The sequence below is a fragment of the Brevundimonas sp. genome, assembly GCF_051858995.1.
In the GTDB taxonomy this organism is placed as follows: domain Bacteria; phylum Pseudomonadota; class Alphaproteobacteria; order Caulobacterales; family Caulobacteraceae; genus Brevundimonas.
The window spans coordinates 16,666-29,845 of record NZ_JBHYGN010000007.1; the positions used below are offsets into that span (position 1 = coordinate 16,666).

15 protein-coding genes and 1 pseudogene are annotated in these 13,180 nt (G+C 66.7%); 14 read left to right on the forward strand and 2 right to left on the reverse strand.

Annotation, left to right across the window (positions count from 1 at the left end):
* Positions 1 to 39 precede the first annotated feature (39 nt).
* Entirely contained in the window at positions 40 to 1,593 is a 1,554-nt protein-coding gene (locus tag ACTIEF_RS04730) for an AMP-binding protein (protein WP_439471044.1), read from the reverse strand.
* 160 nt (positions 1,594 to 1,753) lie between these two features.
* Here ACTIEF_RS04730 and lipA point away from each other — a divergent pair.
* The 7 genes and pseudogenes from lipA to ACTIEF_RS04765 form a co-directional block, all read left to right on the forward strand.
* Positions 1,754 to 2,731 (forward strand): annotated as a pseudogene (gene lipA, locus ACTIEF_RS04735) (lipoyl synthase); the annotation flags it as partial.
* A gap of 7 nt (positions 2,732 to 2,738) precedes the next feature.
* Positions 2,739 to 3,206 carry a type II toxin-antitoxin system RatA family toxin gene (locus ACTIEF_RS04740; protein WP_439471045.1) on the forward strand — a complete coding sequence of 156 codons (468 nt, stop codon included), beginning with the start codon at positions 2,739 to 2,741 and terminating at the stop codon, positions 3,204 to 3,206.
* Positions 3,203 to 4,315 carry an NAD(P)/FAD-dependent oxidoreductase gene (locus ACTIEF_RS04745; RefSeq protein ID WP_439471046.1) on the forward strand — a complete coding sequence of 371 codons (1,113 nt, stop codon included), beginning with the start codon at positions 3,203 to 3,205 and terminating at the stop codon, positions 4,313 to 4,315. The genes ACTIEF_RS04740 and ACTIEF_RS04745 overlap by 4 nt, the downstream gene beginning before the upstream one ends.
* Positions 4,308 to 4,835: a GNAT family N-acetyltransferase gene (locus ACTIEF_RS04750; protein WP_439471047.1), complete on the forward strand. Its 528-nt coding sequence runs from the start codon at positions 4,308 to 4,310 to the stop codon at positions 4,833 to 4,835. Before ACTIEF_RS04745 ends, ACTIEF_RS04750 begins: the two co-directional genes overlap by 8 nt.
* A complete protein-coding gene (locus tag ACTIEF_RS04755; protein ID WP_439471048.1) occupies positions 4,835 to 5,350 on the forward strand; it encodes a GNAT family N-acetyltransferase in 516 nt (171 codons plus the stop codon). The genes ACTIEF_RS04750 and ACTIEF_RS04755 overlap by 1 nt, the downstream gene beginning before the upstream one ends.
* A gap of 121 nt (positions 5,351 to 5,471) precedes the next feature.
* Positions 5,472 to 5,654, forward strand: coding sequence for a 50S ribosomal protein L32 (gene rpmF, locus ACTIEF_RS04760; protein WP_056449735.1), 183 nt, complete (start codon positions 5,472 to 5,474; stop codon positions 5,652 to 5,654).
* A 109-nt stretch (positions 5,655 to 5,763) separates the two neighbouring features.
* The gene (locus tag ACTIEF_RS04765; RefSeq protein WP_439471049.1) at positions 5,764 to 6,357 is read left to right on the forward strand and encodes a hypothetical protein; all 594 of its coding nucleotides are present in this window, start codon (positions 5,764 to 5,766) and stop codon (positions 6,355 to 6,357) included.
* On the opposite strand, the gene ACTIEF_RS04770 is transcribed toward ACTIEF_RS04765, so the two are convergent.
* Positions 6,354 to 6,767: a VOC family protein gene (locus tag ACTIEF_RS04770; RefSeq protein ID WP_439471050.1), complete on the reverse strand. Its 414-nt coding sequence runs from the start codon at positions 6,765 to 6,767 to the stop codon at positions 6,354 to 6,356. The two genes, ACTIEF_RS04765 and ACTIEF_RS04770, sit on opposite strands and share 4 nt — an antisense overlap.
* A gap of 116 nt (positions 6,768 to 6,883) precedes the next feature.
* Here ACTIEF_RS04770 and eno point away from each other — a divergent pair, with 116 nt between their 5' ends.
* From eno to ACTIEF_RS04805, 7 genes are all read left to right on the forward strand, one after another.
* Positions 6,884 to 8,161 carry a phosphopyruvate hydratase gene (gene eno, locus ACTIEF_RS04775; protein WP_439471051.1) on the forward strand — a complete coding sequence of 426 codons (1,278 nt, stop codon included), beginning with the start codon at positions 6,884 to 6,886 and terminating at the stop codon, positions 8,159 to 8,161.
* Positions 8,162 to 8,286: 125 nt separating this feature from the next.
* A complete protein-coding gene (locus ACTIEF_RS04780; protein WP_439471494.1) occupies positions 8,287 to 8,604 on the forward strand; it encodes an FtsB family cell division protein in 318 nt (105 codons plus the stop codon).
* Positions 8,605 to 8,718: 114 nt separating this feature from the next.
* Entirely contained in the window at positions 8,719 to 9,738 is a 1,020-nt protein-coding gene (pdhA, locus tag ACTIEF_RS04785) for a pyruvate dehydrogenase (acetyl-transferring) E1 component subunit alpha (RefSeq protein ID WP_439471052.1), read from the forward strand.
* A gap of 3 nt (positions 9,739 to 9,741) precedes the next feature.
* Positions 9,742 to 11,103, forward strand: a complete 1,362-nt coding sequence (locus ACTIEF_RS04790) for a pyruvate dehydrogenase complex E1 component subunit beta (RefSeq protein ID WP_439471053.1) — start codon at positions 9,742 to 9,744, stop codon at positions 11,101 to 11,103.
* Complete coding sequence (locus ACTIEF_RS04795; protein ID WP_439471054.1) at positions 11,100 to 11,417, forward strand: DUF5076 domain-containing protein; 318 nt, start codon at positions 11,100 to 11,102, stop codon at positions 11,415 to 11,417. The genes ACTIEF_RS04790 and ACTIEF_RS04795 overlap by 4 nt, the downstream gene beginning before the upstream one ends.
* On the forward strand, positions 11,414 to 12,685 hold the full coding sequence (locus ACTIEF_RS04800) for a pyruvate dehydrogenase complex dihydrolipoamide acetyltransferase (protein ID WP_439471055.1): 1,272 nt from the start codon (positions 11,414 to 11,416) through the stop codon (positions 12,683 to 12,685). Before ACTIEF_RS04795 ends, ACTIEF_RS04800 begins: the two co-directional genes overlap by 4 nt.
* Positions 12,686 to 12,700: 15 nt before the next feature.
* Entirely contained in the window at positions 12,701 to 13,180 is a 480-nt protein-coding gene (locus ACTIEF_RS04805) for a glutathione peroxidase (protein ID WP_439471056.1), read from the forward strand.

Below are 13,180 nucleotides of genomic sequence, written 5' to 3' on the forward strand. Positions count from 1 at the left end.
GCCCATCGCACAATGTTCTCTGTTGTCAGGCCGCCCCCATCAAGCGGCTTTGTCGACCTCGACCATCTGCTGGATGGCGACATAGTCGGTCTTGCCCGTGCCCAGCACCGGCACGTCGTCCACGCGCATGATCTTCTTCGGGACAGCCAGTTCGGGCGCGCCGTGCTCGCGGGCCCATTCGGCCAGACTGGCGACGTCGGCGTCCTTGCGGTCGGTGACCAGCACCAGCTTCTCGCCCTTGCGGCTGTCCGGGACGGAGACGACGGCGTGGCGGGCCTCCGGCCAGACGGCGCTGGCCAGGCCCTCGACAGCGGTCAGGGAGACCATCTCGCCGCCGATCTTGGCGAAGCGCTTCACCCGGCCGAGGATGGCGATATAGCCCTCTTCGTCGATGTCCACGATGTCGCCCGTGTCATGCCAGCCGTCCTTGAGCGGCTCGATCTTGCGGGGATCGTCGGGCGACAGATAGCCTTCCATCACGTTCGGACCGCGCAGGTACAGGCGACCGCCCTCGGCGATGCCGGGCACCTCTTCCAGCTTCCATTCCATGCCGGGCAGGATCTGGCCGACCGAGCCCGGGCGGTTGCGGTCCGGGTGGTTCACCGCGACTACCGGCGCGGCTTCGGTCGCGCCGTAGCCTTCCAGAAGCTTCAGGCCGTGGAAGCGGGTGTTGAACAGGTGGTGGGTCTCGTCGCGTACCCGCTCGGCGCCGGCGACGACGAACTGCAGGGTGTCGAAATCGTCCGGCCCGGCGACGCGGGCGTACTGGTTCAGGAAGGTGTCGGTCGCGAACAGGATCGAGGCCTTCACCTGCGGCAGCAGTTCGACGATCTGCTTGGCGTGCAGCGGGGAGGGATACTGGAAGGCCTTCATGCCCTGCAGCAGGGGCAGCAGGACGCCGCCGGTCAGGCCGAAGCAGTGGAAGGTCGGCAGCGGGTTGAACATCACCCACTCCGGCTTCAGGTCGATGTGCTGGGCCACCTGACGGCAGTTGGCGACCAGATTGGCCTGGCTGAGGACCACGCCCTTGGGCGCGCCGAAGCTGCCTGAGGTGAACAGCACCACGCCCGGGGCGTGGGCGTCGGTCTTCACGCGGAAGCGCCTGGGCGCGATCCCGGCGGCGAGGCCGTACAGCTTGTCCGGCAGGCCGATGGTCTCGCGCACGTCATCGAGCCAGACGATCTCGGCGACCGTCTCGATGTCGGCGATCAGCTCTTCCAGCTTGGCCTGCTGGATGAAGCGCTTGGCGGTCAGGACCTTCTTGACGCCCGCGGCGGCCAGCGCCGCCTTGATGTTCCGCTCACCGGCCGTGAAGTTGATCATCACCGGCACCCGCCCGTGGGCGTGCAGGCCGTAGAAGGTGACGACCACGCCCATGCTGGACGGCAGCAGGATGCCGACGCGCTCTTCCAGCTCGGTCATGGCGGCGATCTTGCGACCCAGCACGAAGGCGGCGCGGATCAGGCCCGTATAGGTCAGCGGCTTGCGATCCTGGTCCTCAAGGATCTCCTTGTCGCCATAGGTTTCGCGGGCGGCGATCAGGGCGTCGAAAATACCTTCTTCGCCGACCTTGGCTTCCAGCGGTACGCGCAAAACTCATCCTCCGTCGACGCGTTGTGCCCGCGCCCGTGCTTTAGAGCGGGGGAAACTAGAGTGCGGCGTTCACCTTGAAAAGATGCGTTACCTTGCGTGAGGTTCCACCGCGCCTTGCCTTCGCCGCACGGAAAGACGACATACCGGCTTCAAAGCCCCGGAGCCCGAGCCCGCCTTGGTCACCCTGATCGACACGTTGAAGAAGACGCCGTCCGAACTGCGTCACCCGGAAAAGCAGAACCGCCCGGAGACCGCGGTGCTGAAAAAGCCGGACTGGCTGCGCGTGAAGGCGCCCGGTTCGGGCCAGTATAACGCCACCAAAGAGATCGTCCGCTCCAAGGGGCTGGTGACGGTCTGTGAAGAGGCCGCCTGCCCGAACATCGGCGAGTGCTGGAGCCAGAAGCACGCCACGCTCATGATCATGGGCGACACCTGCACCCGCGCCTGCGCCTTCTGCAATGTGAAGACCGGCCTGCCGCAGCCGCTGGATCCGGAAGAGCCGGGCAAGGTCGGCCTGGCCGTCCAGCAGATGGGCCTGAACCACGTCGTGATCACCTCGGTGGACCGCGACGACGTGTCCGACGGCGGCGCCGCCCACTTCGCCGAGGTGGTGCGCCAGATTCGCCTGCAGGCCCCGGACACCACCATCGAGATTCTGACGCCCGACTTCCTGCGCAAGGACGGGGCGGCGGCGGTGATGATCGACGCCAAGCCCGACGTCTTCAATCACAACCTCGAGACCGTTCCGCGCCTGTATCTGAAGATCCGGCCGGGCGCCCGCTACTTCCACTCGCTGCGCCTGCTGCAGATGGTCAAGGAGCGCGACCCGAACCAGTTCACCAAGTCCGGCATCATGGTCGGCCTGGGCGAGACCAAGGAAGAGGTCATGCAGGTGATGGACGACATGCGGTCCGCTGGCGTCGACTTCATCACCATCGGCCAGTACCTGCAGCCGACCCGCAAGCACGCGGCCATCGAGCGGTTCGTGACGCCGGAAGAGTTCAAGGCCTATGAGGCGATCGCCCGGGCCAAGGGCTTCCTGATGGTGTCGGCGTCGCCGTTGACCCGCAGCTCGCACCACGCCGGCGACGACTTCGCCCGGCTGAAGGCGGCGCGTCTGGCGCAGACGGGGCGCTGAGCCCCGCTTGGCCGTCCACCGCGTCTCGAAAATCCTGCCTTATCAACCGGATCAGCTGGCGGAGCTGGTGGCGGACGTGAAGGCCTATCCGGACTTCGTGAAGTGGGTCACGGGGATGCGGGTCTGGAACCTGCGCGAGGAGCGCCCGGGCGTGACCGTGCTGGATGCGGAGGCTTCGGTGGGCTTCTCCTTCCTGACCGAGCGGTTCTCGACCTGGGTGCGGCATGACCGCGATGCGCCGCTGGTGGAGGTCGGCCTGCTGCGCGGTCCGTTCCGGCATCTGAAGAACCGCTGGCAGTTCTTCCCCGATCCCAAGGGGACGCGGGTGGAGTTCATGATCGACTTCGCCTTTGCCAATCCGCTGCTGAACGGCATGCTGCAGGCGAACTTTGACCGCGCGGTCTCGGCCCTGATGAGCAGTTTCGAGGCCGAGGCGGCGCGCAGGTACCGACCCCAAACCGAGTTCAAGGCATGAGCTTCGACTTCGACGCGACGGTGGTGGGCGCCGGCGCGGTCGGCCTGGCGTGTGGGCGGGCGCTGGCGAAGCGCGGCCTGACGGTGCTGGTGCTGGAGAAGGAGCCGCACATCGGTCAGGGCGTGTCCTCGCGCAACAGCGAGGTCATCCACGGCGGGCTCTACTATCCGACCGGGTCGCTGAAGGCGAAATTCTGCGTGGAGGGTCGCCGGGCGCTCTACGCCTTCCTCGACAGCCACAAGGTCGACTACCGCAAATGCGGCAAGCTGGTCGTGGCGACCGAGGAGGCCGAGGTCGAGCGGATCGAGGCCATCTTCCAGCAGGCCAGCGCCAATGGGGTCGAGGGGCTGGAGCATCTGACCGGGGCGCAGGCGCGGGCGATGGAGCCGGGGCTGAACGCCCATGCGGCCATCCTGTCGCCCGAGAGCGGCCTGTTCGCCAGCCACGACTATATGCTGGCCCTGCAGGGCGAGATCGAGGACGCGGGCGGCTCCGTGGTCCTGTCCACGCCGTTTGAGCGGGCAAAGGCTCTGCCGGGCGGCGGGTTCACGATTACAGCTGGAGGGGAGGGCGGGGCGACCCTGACGAGCGGCCTGCTGGTCACCGCGCCGGGGCTGGGGGCGCAGGATGTGGCGGCCCGCATCGAGGGCTACCCGGCGGACCGCATCCCCAAGGGGCATTTCGGCAAGGGCGTGTATTTCCGGCTGATCGGCAAGGCGCCGTTCGAGCGGCTGATCTATCCGCCGCCGATCCCCGGCGCGCTGGGCACCCACTACCGCAAGGATCTGGGCGGGCAGGCGGTGTTCGGGCCGGACCTCGTGTATGTCGAGACCGAGGACTATTCCGTCGATCCGGCCAAGGCGGCCGAGTTCGAACACTATATCCGCCGCTTCTGGCCCGGCCTGCCGGAGGGCGGGCTGACGCCGGACTACGCCGGCATCCGCCCCAAGCTGCATGGCAAGGGCGAGCCCCAGCCGGACTTCCAGCTTCGAGGCCGGGACGATCATGGCCTGGACGGTTTGGTGGCCCTGTTCGGCATCGAGAGCCCCGGCCTGACCAGTTCATTGGCCATCGGCGAGGCGGTAGTCGGGATGCTGCACAATGACTGACCCTGTGATCCGCGATGCGACGCCCGCCGACCTGGAGCCCCTGCATGCGCTGGTGGAGAGCGCCTATCGCGGCGACAGCGCCCGGCGTGGCTGGAGCCATGAGGCTGACCTCCTGGATGGCCAGCGGACGGATGCGCAGGAACTGAAGACCCTGTTGGCCGACACGACGCAGGTGGTGCTGGTGGCCGAGGCGTCCGGGGAGCTGGTCGGATGCGTGGTCGCCGCCGACAAGGGGCAGGGGACCGCCTATCTGGGCATGCTGTCCGTTGATCCTGATCGTCAGGCGGGTGGGCTGGGCCGTCGGCTGGTGGGCGCCGCCGAGGCTGTGGCGCGCGAGCGATTCGGCGCCGGGCGGATGGAGATGACCGTGATCCACAGCCGGGCCGAGCTGATCGCCTGGTATGAACGCCTCGGCTACCGCCTGACCGGCGAGCGGCGGCCCTTCCCGATGCAGGACCCGCGATTCGGCCTGCCGCGCGTCGATGACCTGACCTTTGTGGTCCTGACGCGCGATCTGTGATGGAGATCCGGACGCCCCGCCTGCTGCTGCGCTCGGCCCGTGAGGACGATCTGGCGGCCATGCATGCGGTCCTGTCCGACCCGAGGGCGACCGAGTGGTGGTCCACGCCGCCGCACGCCGATCTGGCCCAGACCGAGGTCTGGATGGCCAGCATGATCGCCAATGGCGACCAGCACCCGGACTTCGTCATCGAGCGCGACGGCGTGGTGATTGGCAAGGTCGGTTTCTACGCCCTGCCGGACATCGGCTACATCCTGCATCCGGACCACTGGGGGCTGGGTCTGGCGGGCGAGGCGGCCGAGGCGGCGATCAGCCATGTGTTCGCGACCACGGACCTGCAGGACCTGACCGCTGACGTCGATCCGGACAACGCCGCATCGATTCGTTTGCTGGAACGATTGGGCTTTGTCCGGACCGGTTTCGTGGAGCGGACGTGGAATGTCGGGGGCGAGTGGAAGAACAGCTTCTATTACGGACTTTCGCGGTCTGACTGGCTCTCTCGCCCTCCGGCCTGATCGCCCCTTGAACTCCCGGAGCGGTTCAGGCATAAGCCCGCGCTCGCAAGGCGGCTCTGAACGGGCCGCCGCTATTGTTTTCGCGCCTTCATCGGCGCCCGACCAGAAGATTGAGACGGAAATGGCCGTTCCGAAGCGCAAAGTATCGCCCTCGCGTCGCAACATGCGCCGCGCCCACGACGCCCTGGGCACCAACGCCTACGTCGAGGACAAGGACACGGGCGAGCTGAAGCGCCCGCACCACATCGACCTGAAGACCGGCACCTACCGTGGTCGCCAGGTTCTGACCCCGAAGGAAGACTAGTCTTCTGACGGACCCCGGCTTCGGCCGAACGAAAGATTTTAACGGCGCGCGATGACCTCGCGCGCCGTTTTCGTGCGTTTATGGCTCCGGACAACCTTCTGGAGCTCCCATGATCCGCACCCTTCTGCTGACCACCGCCGTCCTGGCCGTCGCCGCATGCAATGCGCCGTCCGAGCCCGCCGCGCCCGCTGAACCGGCCCCGGCGCCCGCGCCGGAGACGCCGTCCCCGGCTCCGTCGAACGTTCTGACCGCCAACGGCTTCGGACCGCTGCGGATCGGCATGACGACCGCCGAAATCGAGGCCGCGCTCGGTCCGGACTCCCAGCCGAACGCGGTCGGCGGGGCCGACCCGGCGAGCTGCGACATCTTCCATCCCACGAACGCGCCCGAAGGCCTGCTGGTCATGACCAACGGCGGGGCCCTGGCCAGCGTCTGGCTGACTCGCGCGTCCACGGTTCCGACGGATCGCGGCTTCAAGATCGGCGACACCGCCGCGGCGGTGAAGGCGGCCTATGGCGCGGCCGCCGTCGTGGTTCCGCACAAGTATGAGGATGCGCCGGCGGAATACATCACGGTCTGGGCCACGCCGGACCACACCGGCCCGACCGCGCGCGGGATCAAGTACGAGATCGGCCAGGACGGGAAGGTGAAGGCCATCGCGGGCGGCGGCTCGTCGATCGAGAACGTGGAGATGTGCTCCTAACCGCCTGACATTTCGAAGGTCAGGGTCACGGCGTCGGCGGAGCGATCCGCCGGCCCGTGATAGACCGCCTCGATATTGTTGCCGTCCGGGTCGAGAACGAAGGCGGCGTAGTAGCCGGGGCGATATTCCGCACGCTCACCCGGGGCGCCGTTGTCGCGGCCGCCCGCCTTCAGAGCGGCGGCGTGGAAGCGCTGGACGGTTTCCTGATCCGGGGCCTGGAAGGCGAGGTGGACATGCGTGGGCGTCTCGCCCGTATCGATCCAGAACTCGTCGGCCCAGAGGTGGGTCTCTTCCTGATGGAAGGGAATGCCCAGGGCGTCGAAAACCGCGCCGTAGAAGGCCTTTGAGGCCTTCAGGTCCCGGGCGCGCAGGTGGACATGGTCGATCAGACGGCCGCGTTTCAGTTCCATGGGACGCTCCTTTGCGATGAGAACGCGTTACGGGGCGCAGCGGGTTCCTTGCCGTGGCGGGCCGCGACGGGCTAAACGCGGCGTCTGACCGTCGCCTCGCACAGCAGAGTTCTTCCATGACCGACATCGCCGAAATCGTCGCCCGCCAGATCCTCGACAGCCGGGGCAATCCGACGGTGGAAGTGGATGTGATTCTGGATGACGGCTCGTTCGGCCGCGCCGCCGTGCCCTCGGGCGCCTCGACCGGCGCGCACGAGGCTGTCGAACTGCGCGACGGCGACAAGGACCTGTGGGGCGGCAAGGGCGTCCAGAAGGCGGTCGACGCCGTCAACGGCGAAATCTTTGACGCCCTGTCCGGCATGGATGCCGAAGACCAGCGTCGCATCGACGAGACCCTGATCGGTCTGGACGGCACCGCCAACAAGGGCCGTCTGGGCGCCAACGCCATCCTTGGCGTCTCGCTGGCCTGCGCCAAGGCCAGCGCCGTCAGCTCGAACCTGCCGCTGTACCGCTATCTGGGCGGCGTCTCGGCCCGCGTGCTGCCGACCCCGCTGATGAACATCATCAACGGCGGCGCCCACGCCGACAATCCGATCGACATCCAGGAGTTCATGATCCTGCCGACCGGCGCGGAGACCTTCTCGGAAGGCCTGCGCATGGGTGCGGAAATCTTCCACTCGCTGAAGAAGGCCCTGAAGGACGCCGGGCACAACACCAACGTCGGCGACGAGGGCGGCTTCGCCCCGAACCTGCTGTCGGCGGAAGCGGCGCTGGAGTTCATCACCAAGGCCGGTCAGGCCGCGGGATATCTGGCGGGCGAGGACTTCCACCTGGGCCTCGACGTCGCCGCCACCGAGTTCTTCAAGGACGGCAAGTACGTCATGGCGGGAGAGGGCAAGACCTTCGACGCCGACGGCATGGTCGGCTACCTGGCCGACCTGTGCGAGCGCTTCCCGATCGTCTCGATCGAGGACGGCTGCGCCGAGGATGATTTCGACGGCTGGAAGATCCTGACGGACCGTCTCGGCGACCGCGTCCAGATCGTCGGCGACGACTTGTTCGTGACCAATCCGGCGCGTCTGGCCGCTGGTATCGGCGAAGGTCTGGCCAATTCGATCCTGATCAAGGTCAACCAGATCGGCACGCTTTCGGAGACGCTGGATGCGGTCGATATGGCCCACCGCGCCGGCTACACCGCCGTCATGAGCCACCGCTCGGGCGAGACCGAGGATTCGACCATCGCCGACCTGGCGGTCGCCACCAACTGCGGTCAGATCAAGACCGGCTCGCTGGCCCGTTCGGACCGCACGGCCAAGTACAACCAGCTGCTGCGCATCGAGGAACTGCTGGGCGACCAGGGCATGTATTTCGGCGACGGCATGCTGCTGAAATAGGCGAACGGCGGTTCGCACCGCCGGCGCCAGATTCTACGGTCAAGCTACGGTTCGTTAGGGCTTTTCGGTCATGACTCGTCAATCACGAGTCCACGCTCAGAAGGAGCGTCCGAGTGCCCGATCGCATGAAGCCCTACGTTCCGTCCTGCATCCTGCTGTTGCTGATCGCCTATCTGGGCGTTCAGGCCCTGACGGGCGAACGCGGGCTGCTGAGCGGGGGCGAGCGGGACGCGCTGCTGGCGCGCCGTGAGGCCCAACTGGCAGATATCCTTGAGGAAAAGCAGGATCTGGAAGTGCGCGTGCGCTACCTCCGGACTGACAGCCTGTCGCGGGATTTGCTGGAAGAGCGGGCCCGCGCGGTGCTGGGTTTCGCTGATCCCCGGGATTATGTGATCCGCGTGTCGCACCCAGTTCAGACCGCCGCCGCGCCACGCAATTCGTGAACTTTAGTTACAGCTTCGCCGGGTCGCTTTGCGTTTCGGGATCGAAGGCTGCTAAAGCCCCTTTCCGTAACGACAAGCGTCCCTGCACAGTGGGGGCCCACCGGGAGAAGACGGATGGCGAAGGCCCCCGCCGCCAAGACTGATTCAAAGAAAATTCCGAACACGCCCACGGCCTCGAAAGAGGACCTGCTGCGGTTCTATCGTGAAATGGTTCTGATCCGCCGCTTCGAGGAGCGCGCGGGCCAGCTGTACGGCATGGGCCTGATCGGCGGCTTCTGCCACCTGTACATCGGCCAGGAGGCCGTCGCGGTGGGCGTTCAGGAGAGCGTCAAGCAGGGCCACGACAAGATCATCACCGGCTACCGCGACCACGGCCACATGCTGGCCGCCGGCATGGACCCGAAAGAGGTCATGGCCGAGCTGACCGGCCGCATCGGCGGCTCGTCCAAGGGCAAGGGCGGCTCGATGCACATGTTCGACGTGCCGACCGGGTTCTACGGCGGTCACGGCATCGTCGGCGCCCAGGTGGCGCTGGGCACCGGCCTTGCCTTCGCGGGCAAGTACCGTGGCGATGACTCGGTCGCGTTCGTCTATTTCGGCGACGGCGCCTCGAACCAGGGTCAGGTCTACGAGAGCTTCAACATGGCCCAGCTGTGGAAGCTGCCGGCCATCTACATCATCGAGAACAACCAGTACGCCATGGGCACGAGCATCGAGCGCTCGTCGTCCACGACCGAGCTGTACCAGCGCGGCGCCAGCTTCGGCATCCCGGGCGAGCAGGTCGACGGCATGGACGTACTGGCGGTCCGCGACGCCACGGCCCGCGCCGTGAAGCGTGCGCGTGAAGGCGGTGGTCCCTACATCCTCGAGGTGAAGACCTATCGCTACCGCGGTCACTCGATGTCCGATCCGGCGAAATACCGGACGAAGGAGGAGGTCGACGAGGTCAAGAAGACCCGCGATCCGATCGATCACATCAAGCTGCTGCTCGATCAGGCCAAGGCGACGGAAGACGAGCTGAAGGCCATCGACAACGAAATCAAGGCGATCGTCGCCGAAGCTGTTCAATTCGCTCAAGAGAGCCCGGAGCCGGATCCGTCCGAGCTCTACACCGACGTTTACGTGGAGGCCTGATCCGTGACCGACATTCTGATGCCGGCGCTGTCCCCCACGATGGAAGAGGGCACGCTGACCAAATGGCACATCAAGGCCGGGGACGTCGTATCCGCGGGCCAGGTGATCGCCGAGATCGAAACCGACAAGGCCACGATGGAAGTCGAGGCCGTGGATGAGGGCGAGGTGCTGGAAATTCTCGTGGCCGAAGGCTCCGAGAACGTGAAGGTCAACACGCCGATCGCCCGTCTGGCGGGCGAAGACGGCGCGACCGCTCCGGCTCCGAAGGCTGAGGCGGCTCCGGCTGCCCCGGCGGATTCGTCGGGTGAGGAAGAAAAGGCCGCCGCTCCGGTCGCCGCGACCCCGACGGTCGAGCTGAAGGACCCGGAAATCCCGGCCGACGCCAAGCTGGTGAAGACGACCATCCGTGACGCCCTGCGCGACGCGATGGCCGAGGAAATGCGTCGCGACGCGAGCGTGTTCCTGATCGGCGAGGAAGTCGCCCAGTACCAGGGCGCCTACAAGGTCAGCCGTGAGCTGCTGCAGGAGTTCGGCGACCAGCGCGTCGTCGACACCCCGATCACCGAGCATGGTTTCGCCGGCCTGGGCGTCGGCGCCGCCATGGCGGGCCTGAAGCCCATCGTCGAGTTCATGACGTGGAACTTCGGCATGCAGGCCATCGACCACATCATCAACTCTGCGGCCAAGACCCTGTACATGTCGGGCGGCCAGATCCGCGCGCCCATCGTGTTCCGTGGTCCGAACGGCGCCGCGTCGCGCGTGGCGGCCCAGCACAGTCAGGACTATTCGGCCTGGTACGCCCAGGTTCCGGGCCTGAAGGTCATCGCGCCTTACGACGCGGCTGACGCCAAGGGCCTGCTGAAGGCGGCGATCCGCGATCCGAACCCTGTCGTCTTCCTCGAGCACGAGATGATGTACGGCCTCGAGTTCGACGTGCCGGACGTCGAGGACTACGTCCTGCCGATCGGCAAGGCCAAGGTCCGCCGCGAAGGCACGGACGTCACCATCACGGCGCACAGCCGCATGGTCGGCTTCGCCCTGCAGGCCGCCGAGCAGCTGGCCGGCGAAGGCATCTCGGTCGAGGTCGTCGACCTGCGCACCCTGCGTCCGCTGGACCACGAGACCATCGTCAACAGCGTCAAGAAGACCAACCGTCTGGTTTCGGCCGAAGAGGGCTGGGGTTCGATGGGCGTCGGCGCCGAGGTCGTGGCCCGTGTGATCGAGCACGCCTTCGACTATCTGGATGCGCCGCCGCTGCGCGTGCACCAGGAAGACGTGCCGCTGCCGTACGCCGCAAACCTCGAAGCCCTGTCGCTGCCGGGCGTGGACAAGATCATCAAGGCTGTGAAGCAGGTGATGGCATGACCGACGCCAGCGCCTTTGACCTGGTCACTCCGGACAGCGTCGCCGCTGATCCGGAGGCCATCGAGATCATCCGCATCTGGTGGTCGAAGAATGAGCCGGTGATGTCGGTGAAGCCGGCGTTCAACAACCCGGCCCAGTTCGGCGAACTGCTGGCCATCGCCGCCCGCCACATGGCCTACGGCTACGCCGTGCGTCACGGCCACAATGAGAAGGAGGCGTACAACCGCATCCTTCACGGCCTGAGCGAGGCCATCAAGGCCGACAACGTCACGACCGTCGCCGAGCCGATCTCGCCCAACGGAGGCGTGCAATGACCGACATCCTGATGCCCGCCCTGTCTCCGACGATGGAAGAGGGCGTTCTGGCCAAGTGGCACGTGAAGGCGGGTGACGTGGTCAAGGCCGGCGACGTGATCGCCGAGATCGAAACCGACAAGGCCACCATGGAAGTCGAGGCCGTGGACGAGGGCGAGATCACCGACATCCTCGTGGCCGAAGGGACCGAGGGCGTGAAGGTGAATACCCCTATCGCCCGCCTGAAGGACGAGGGCGGCGCCGCCGCTCCGGCCAAGGCTGATGCGCCGAAGGCTGCCGAAGCGCCCAACGCTGAAGCCGCCGCTCCGGCCGCCAAGGTGGAAGCGCCCAAGGCGGCTCCGGCCGCGCCGAAGGCTGCTGACGGCGGTCGTCTGTTCGCTTCGCCGCTGGCGCGTCGTCTGGCCGCCCAGAACGGCGTCGATCTGACGGTGATCAAGGGCACCGGCCCGCACGGTCGGATCGTCAAGCGCGACGTGGAAGCCGCGCCCAAGGGCGGCGCCAAGCCGGCTCCGGCTGCCGCCGCCTCGGGCATCGCCTCGCGTCCGGTCCAGTCGCTGGCCCAGATGGGCATTCCGGACGGCAGCTACGACCTGATCCCGCTGGACGGCATGAAGAAGGCCATCGCCCGGCGCATGGTCGAGTCGATCCAGCAGGTGCCCCACTTCCCGCTGTTCATCGATGTCGAGCTGGACGCCCTGCTGGCGGCCCGCGCCAAGATCAATGCGCTGCTCGAGAAGGACGGCGTGAAGGTCTCGGTCAACGATTTCGTCATCAAGGCCGCCGCCATGGCCCTGAAGGCCGTGCCGGAAGCCAACGCCAGCTATACGCCCGAAGGCATCGCCATGCACCACAACGCCGATGTGGCGATGGCGGTGGCGATCGACGGCGGCCTGATCACCCCGATCATCCGCAAGGCCGAGCTGAAGTCCCTGTCTCAGATCGCCACCGAGTCCAAGGACCTGGCCAAGCGCGCCCGCGACCGCAAGCTGAAGCCGGAAGAGTTCCAGGGCGGCACCTTCTCGGTGTCCAACCTGGGCATGTTCGGCATCAAGTCGTTCTCGTCGATCATCAATGAGCCGCAGGGCGCGATCATGAGCGTCGGCGCGGGCGAGCAGCGTCCGGTCGTCAAGAACGGCCAGCTGGCCATCGCCACCGTCATGACGGTGACCATGACCTGCGATCACCGCGTCGTCGACGGCGCGACGGGCGCCCGCTTCCTGCAGGCGTTCAAGCCGCTGATCGAAGATCCCGTGACGATGCTGGCGTAAGGGCGAGGGCAGGGCATGACCTCGGTCTATGACTTCACCGCCACCGGGATCGACGGGACCGAGGTTCCGCTGTCCCGGTTCGCGGGGAAGGCCCTGCTGATCGTCAACGTCGCCTCGCGCTGCGGCTACACCCCGCAGTACGAGGGGCTGGAGGCTCTGTCCCGCGAACTGGCCGACCGGCCGTTCGCGGTGCTGGGTTTCCCCTGCAACCAGTTCGGGGCGCAGGAGCCGGGGCGGGCGGACGAGATCGCCAGCTTCTGCTCCACGACCTATGGCGTCGACTTTCCGATGTTCGACAAGATCGAGGTCAACGGCCGCAACCGGCATCCGCTCTTTGACTGGCTGACCCGCCAGAAACGCGGCCTTCTGGGGACGCGTGACGTAAAGTGGAACTTCACCAAATTCCTGACCGACCGGGAGGGCAGGGTGGTCGCCCGCTACGCGCCCCAGGTCGAACCCCGGGCCATCAAGGCCGACATTGAGAAGTTGATCTGA

Bases quoted from the DNA above. Each gene is read 5' to 3' on its own strand.
- ACTIEF_RS04745 (WP_439471046.1), top strand. From the start codon at position 3,203: ATGAGCTTCGACTTCGACGCGACGGTGGTGGGCGCCGGCGCGGTCGGC.
- ACTIEF_RS04750 (WP_439471047.1), top strand. From the start codon at position 4,308: ATGACTGACCCTGTGATCCGCGATGCGACGCCCGCCGACCTGGAGCCC.
- ACTIEF_RS04755 (WP_439471048.1), top strand. From the start codon at position 4,835: ATGGAGATCCGGACGCCCCGCCTGCTGCTGCGCTCGGCCCGTGAGGAC.
- rpmF (WP_056449735.1), top strand. From the start codon at position 5,472: ATGGCCGTTCCGAAGCGCAAAGTATCGCCCTCGCGTCGCAACATGCGC.
- ACTIEF_RS04765 (WP_439471049.1), top strand. From the start codon at position 5,764: ATGATCCGCACCCTTCTGCTGACCACCGCCGTCCTGGCCGTCGCCGCA.
- ACTIEF_RS04770 (WP_439471050.1), bottom strand. From the start codon at position 6,767: ATGGAACTGAAACGCGGCCGTCTGATCGACCATGTCCACCTGCGCGCC.
- eno (WP_439471051.1), top strand. From the start codon at position 6,884: ATGACCGACATCGCCGAAATCGTCGCCCGCCAGATCCTCGACAGCCGG.
- ACTIEF_RS04780 (WP_439471494.1), top strand. From the start codon at position 8,287: ATGAAGCCCTACGTTCCGTCCTGCATCCTGCTGTTGCTGATCGCCTAT.
- pdhA (WP_439471052.1), top strand. From the start codon at position 8,719: ATGGCGAAGGCCCCCGCCGCCAAGACTGATTCAAAGAAAATTCCGAAC.
- ACTIEF_RS04795 (WP_439471054.1), top strand. From the start codon at position 11,100: ATGACCGACGCCAGCGCCTTTGACCTGGTCACTCCGGACAGCGTCGCC.
- ACTIEF_RS04800 (WP_439471055.1), top strand. From the start codon at position 11,414: ATGACCGACATCCTGATGCCCGCCCTGTCTCCGACGATGGAAGAGGGC.
- ACTIEF_RS04805 (WP_439471056.1), top strand. From the start codon at position 12,701: ATGACCTCGGTCTATGACTTCACCGCCACCGGGATCGACGGGACCGAG.